The 4,350-nt window shown below is 35.3% G+C and carries 4 protein-coding genes and 1 pseudogene; 3 read left to right on the top strand and 2 right to left on the bottom strand.

The features are described 5' to 3' along the window. Nucleotides 1–115: 115 nt before the first annotated feature. Nucleotides 116–319 (bottom strand): annotated as a pseudogene (locus tag AS180_RS21020) (VOC family protein); the annotation flags it as partial. A gap of 60 nt (nt 320–379) precedes the next feature. Then, nucleotides 380–637, bottom strand: coding sequence for a DUF3967 domain-containing protein (locus AS180_RS21015; RefSeq protein WP_081801812.1), 258 nt, complete (start codon nt 635–637; stop codon nt 380–382). A 366-nt stretch (nt 638–1,003) separates the two neighbouring features. Between AS180_RS21015 and mobV the strand changes: the two genes are divergently transcribed. From mobV to AS180_RS21000, 3 genes are all read left to right on the top strand, one after another. Continuing rightward, on the top strand, nt 1,004–2,236 hold the full coding sequence (gene mobV, locus AS180_RS21010) for a MobV family relaxase (protein WP_062687457.1): 1,233 nt from the start codon (nt 1,004–1,006) through the stop codon (nt 2,234–2,236). A gap of 144 nt (nt 2,237–2,380) precedes the next feature. Continuing rightward, the gene (locus AS180_RS21005) at nt 2,381–2,797 is read left to right on the top strand and encodes a hypothetical protein (RefSeq protein ID WP_025908219.1); all 417 of its coding nucleotides are present in this window, start codon (nt 2,381–2,383) and stop codon (nt 2,795–2,797) included. A gap of 177 nt (nt 2,798–2,974) precedes the next feature. Continuing rightward, a complete protein-coding gene (locus AS180_RS21000) occupies nt 2,975–3,562 on the top strand; it encodes a MarR family transcriptional regulator (RefSeq protein WP_025908218.1) in 588 nt (195 codons plus the stop codon). The last annotated feature ends 788 nt before the right edge of the window (nt 3,563–4,350 follow it).

Raw genomic sequence — 4,350 nt, 5'->3', positions numbered from 1 at the left:
GGAGCCACCTTTAATAAGGTATTTACTTTTTTGGCTCTAAACAGGAAAAAACATTAAACTGAAAATTGCGTCAACATTTATGCAACACTAGTGTCATAATTAACTAAAATTATCTATATACAACAAAAGTATATGAATGTTGAATTTCATTTCTTGGAATATCCTCTTCTGTGTTCAAAGCAATCCATAAGCCATTTAAATCAAAATAGGCTAACTTTCTCCCTTTAACAAGTAGCTTTGCTTGAAGGACATTTTGATAAAAATCTATTGATTTATCTAGATTTGAAACTGAAAAACAAATGTGGTTGATACTTAACAATGCTTATTTCCTCCTCGAATTTTGAAATCTTTTTAATCAGTTTATAGGTCTTATAAAAAATCATCTTTTCCATAATTTTTGCCACCAACTCTTCTTTTCTTCTAGTGATGTAGCAATCTGTTCTTGAACTTCTAATAATAACTTTTTTGTTTCCTGTGAATCTCTTAATGACTGGATTAACTTTTGATCACGTTCTTCAAGTTTGTTATTTATATAATCTTCTTGGTGTTGCTGCTTCTTTTCTACATCAGCAACATGCTTCCGCAATTCCGCAATCTCTTCTTTTTGATCAGCAATCACCTGCATGGTTTTACCCATTTGTTCGAATGCTATTTGAAGTTGCAAAGCATACTGTTTTACGTCATTTTCTGCTTGCTGTTGCGCTAATGCTGTGTTGCTGCGGTTACTTACTTAGCACCTTTAGGGTGCAATTGTTGCCTTTATGGCAACATAGTTTTAGGGGATTTATATAGCGATCCAACGTGCTGACGTTGGCGGGGGTAGTGGGGCGAGAAGCCCCGCGGTCTTAGGTTTTGCACGCTTGCGTGCTTGCCTGTTTGACAGGCAAAGAGCCTCGCAGAGCACACGACTTTATGGATGTAAAGTATAGTGTGCTATACTTTACATGGAAGTAGTGACCGGATTATAATCCTAAATAGAGGTGTACATAAGGGTGGTGGAGGCATGAGTTTTGCGATTTGTCGGATGGAAAAAATGAAGTCCCATGATTTAAAAGGAATGCAGTTTCATAATCAACGAGAGAGGGAGAGTAAAACGAATCCCGACATCGATAAGAAGCGTTCTCATTTAAATTATGATTTGGTGAATCCGGATAAGATTGATTATAACAAACGAGTGAAAGAGATCATTGAGAGTCAGAAAACAGGAACGAGGAAGACCAGGAAGGATGCTGTTCTGGTCAATGAGTTGCTGATCACGTCTGATCGAGTTTTTTTTGATAGGTTAAATCCAGCTGAAGAAAAACAGTTCTTTGAAGAGAGTTATAAATTATTTGCTGATCGTTATGGCGAGAAGAACATTGCGTATGCGATGGTTCATATGGATGAAAAAACGCCTCATATGCATTTGGGGGTGGTTCCCATGCGTGATGGGAAGCTACAAGGAAAACATGTTTTTGATCGGAATGAATTACGTTGGATTCAAGACGAGTTTCCAAAGCATCTGCAGAAGCAAGGGTTTGATGTGGAGCGAGGAGAAAAAGGATCTAATCGGGAGCATTTAACGACGCAACAATTTAAGGCCAAAACATTAAAAGAACAAGTTGAGAGGTTAGAAAGTTCTTTATCTGAAAAACAAGCAGCGAAACAGGAGATTGAAACGTCTATCAATGAGATTGAGCATCGTTTAAGCGATTTAGGGAAGTCGTTAGATCAAGTGAAAAAGGTGGACGAGATTGACGTAAAGCTTGAAAAGAAGATGGGCTTATTCGCTTCTGACAGGGTCATATTGGAGCGAAAGGATTTTGAAGGTATTGAAACCTTAGCGAAAGCTTCAGAAGCCCTTAAAATGGAAAATAGGCAGCTTAAAATAGAAAATCAAAAACTTCATGACGGAAAAGACAAGCTTATAATGGAACGTGATTTGGTCCGAAACGAAAATATGGAGTTGAAGAAAGAAAACAAGCAGCTGAAAAAAGAGAATGACTTTTTAAAAGGAACACTAGAAAGAGTAAAGGAATTGTATCAGGAGAAATTGCCTGAACTGGCGAAGATGGTTGGGTATGTGAAGGCGAGTTTTTTAGATAAAGCGAAAGAAAAGTTGTTAAAACGATATTTTACTGATGATAACGAAATCAAAGGGGCTCAGAAATTTGCCCTGGATAAACAGGAGCAAGAAAAGCAGATCCAATCGACACGAAAGAGAAATCGTGATCGGGAGGGTGGTTTGGAGCGATAAGGAAAAAGCCCATTATCGTATAGAACCCCGCCGTCGCAAGCGCAAGGAATCGAAATGAGCTTTTTTTTATTATATAAAAATGAAAGAGATTTAGACATAAGAAAGAAGTTTGGATGATCATGTTAATGGTCAGAGGGAGGAAGAATGATTTGTTCGTACTGTGGGTCTGATAACGGTGGAAACTATGCAGAAAACTGTGGGTTTTGTGATGCTCCATTGAAGAAGCAGCGTCCAACGATGAAAGAGTTTGTCTATTTAAATCAATGTGAATTACCTTTTGATCAGCTGTCGAACTTTCATACATATGATTTATTGGTTTTGCTACGATTGGTAAGAGAAGAACGGTCAAAATCGTATAATCTCATGAGAACCGTTCAGAAGGCGCCAGAAGAGGTTGTTGTTGATCTAGATACATCAGCCTTTGCGGAAAGTGAATATAGGATCTATACGGCTCGTATGAAGGTGGTAGAAGGTATTTTGATTGATAGAATGGGGTACAAGCCTAAAAGAGTAGATGATAAATTACTAGAGAGTTTGAGAAAAAAGGTAGAAAATGGCTAGAAAAAAGGGAGTTTTATTGGTATTGTCGAAAGTAGAAAAAGAAAAAACCGCCCTGTCTTTGGTCGGATAGGCGGTTTTTGAAAATTTGCAAGGGATTAGTCCCTTTATTCACATTATTAGAGTATTTATATTCTAACACAAAGAGACTAATTCCTGCTACATAGGGAGAGGAATTAGATGAAAAAAAATGTTGGTAATTTTAGTGAAGCAGAAAGAAAAGCACGATTAAGAGATTTAGAAAATGAAAAGATATTAACTGAGGAAGAACTACAACAAGCAACTGAATTGCAAACTAAAGCAAATTCTAGAGGAATGGTATTAATTCCTGAAAGAAAAGTTAAAAATAAAGCGAGGTTTGTCCAGTTGAATCAAGCAAATCTTTTGTATTTACGTGAAATTAAATATCTAACTACTGCTGAAAAGACTTTTTTAATAGATATTGCTCCTCATGTTGAAATTGAATCTAATTGCATTGTAGAAGATTGTAAAAAGATTAACTCAACACCTTTAACTCAAAGTGATCTTGCAGTAGTTTTAGGAAAGAAAAAACAAAATGTAAATCCGATTATTAAGGGTTTAATTGATAAAGGCATTTTAGCCCGTTCTGAAAGTGGTTTAGAAGATAATAATGTTAGAGCATATGCTTTATTTGTAAATCCTCATATTATGTTTTCTGGAGACAGAGACAATGTAAACGGAACTTTAAAAGCTATGTTTAGAAGAACTCCTGCTGAATTAAAAAAACTACCTGAGAAATTATTTTAGAGCCAATTTTGGCTCTTTTTTTATTCATTTCGTGGTAATGATTTTTCATTACGAAAGTAATGATTTTTCATTACCACGAGATTACCCGAAAAACCAATCATATCAAGGGTTTAACCCACTTTTGAAAACTCCCCCCTTCTTACTCTTTATTTAATAGCAATTCGTCATTCGTTTTGCAACACTAATTTTATATATTTTTCGTTATTGCCTTTAAGGCTAAAAGGTTGCCATCAAGGCAACCAAAACCTTGTTTGTAAGGAGCTATAGTTAACATAATGAAGCATTATTGGTACTAAAAAAGGATCTCCAATTGAGATTAAGTGTTGATCTGTAAGTGTGATTAAATGAATAACATACCTATAACATCAATATTTTTAATTTATAAAGTAATCTTTCATTAACGAAAGTAGGTGTTTGTTTTTGCAAATTCATGTTGTTAGAAGTGGACAGAGTCTTTATGTCTGTTATATAGGCAACTACAAATGTTTCTTAAAGATAAGCTTAAGTAGGGGATCATTTTCAAGATTGTTATTGGTAGGTATTATAAATTACGTTAGTAATTATGTAGTTAGCAATAACTTTTTTATTTTCTACTCCTTCTCCTATTTAACGAGGGGATGATGGGGCATATGCATAAAAAGGCTACTTTTCATACAAGATCTATTAGTTAAAAAGGAATGAAAACATTGATAAATCAACGATGTATAAAAAGCTGCATAAACCATAAATTTAAAAAGCAAACGAACCCTTGTGTATCAAGGGCTCGTTTTTTTCATGTGTTCCGGAAA

Source organism: Priestia veravalensis (assembly GCF_001457055.1).
GTDB classification, from domain to species: Bacteria; Bacillota; Bacilli; order Bacillales; family Bacillaceae_H; genus Priestia; species Priestia flexa.
Note: the sequence above shows the minus strand (reverse complement) of the source record. Positions and strands in the feature narration are given on the sequence as shown.

Excerpts from the sequence above, each read along its gene's own strand:
- AS180_RS21015 (WP_081801812.1), bottom strand. The coding sequence starts at position 637 with ATGGGTAAAACCATGCAGGTGATTGCTGATCAAAAAGAAGAGATTGCG.
- mobV (WP_062687457.1), top strand. The coding sequence starts at position 1,004 with ATGAGTTTTGCGATTTGTCGGATGGAAAAAATGAAGTCCCATGATTTA.
- AS180_RS21005 (WP_025908219.1), top strand. The coding sequence starts at position 2,381 with ATGATTTGTTCGTACTGTGGGTCTGATAACGGTGGAAACTATGCAGAA.
- AS180_RS21000 (WP_025908218.1), top strand. The coding sequence starts at position 2,975 with ATGAAAAAAAATGTTGGTAATTTTAGTGAAGCAGAAAGAAAAGCACGA.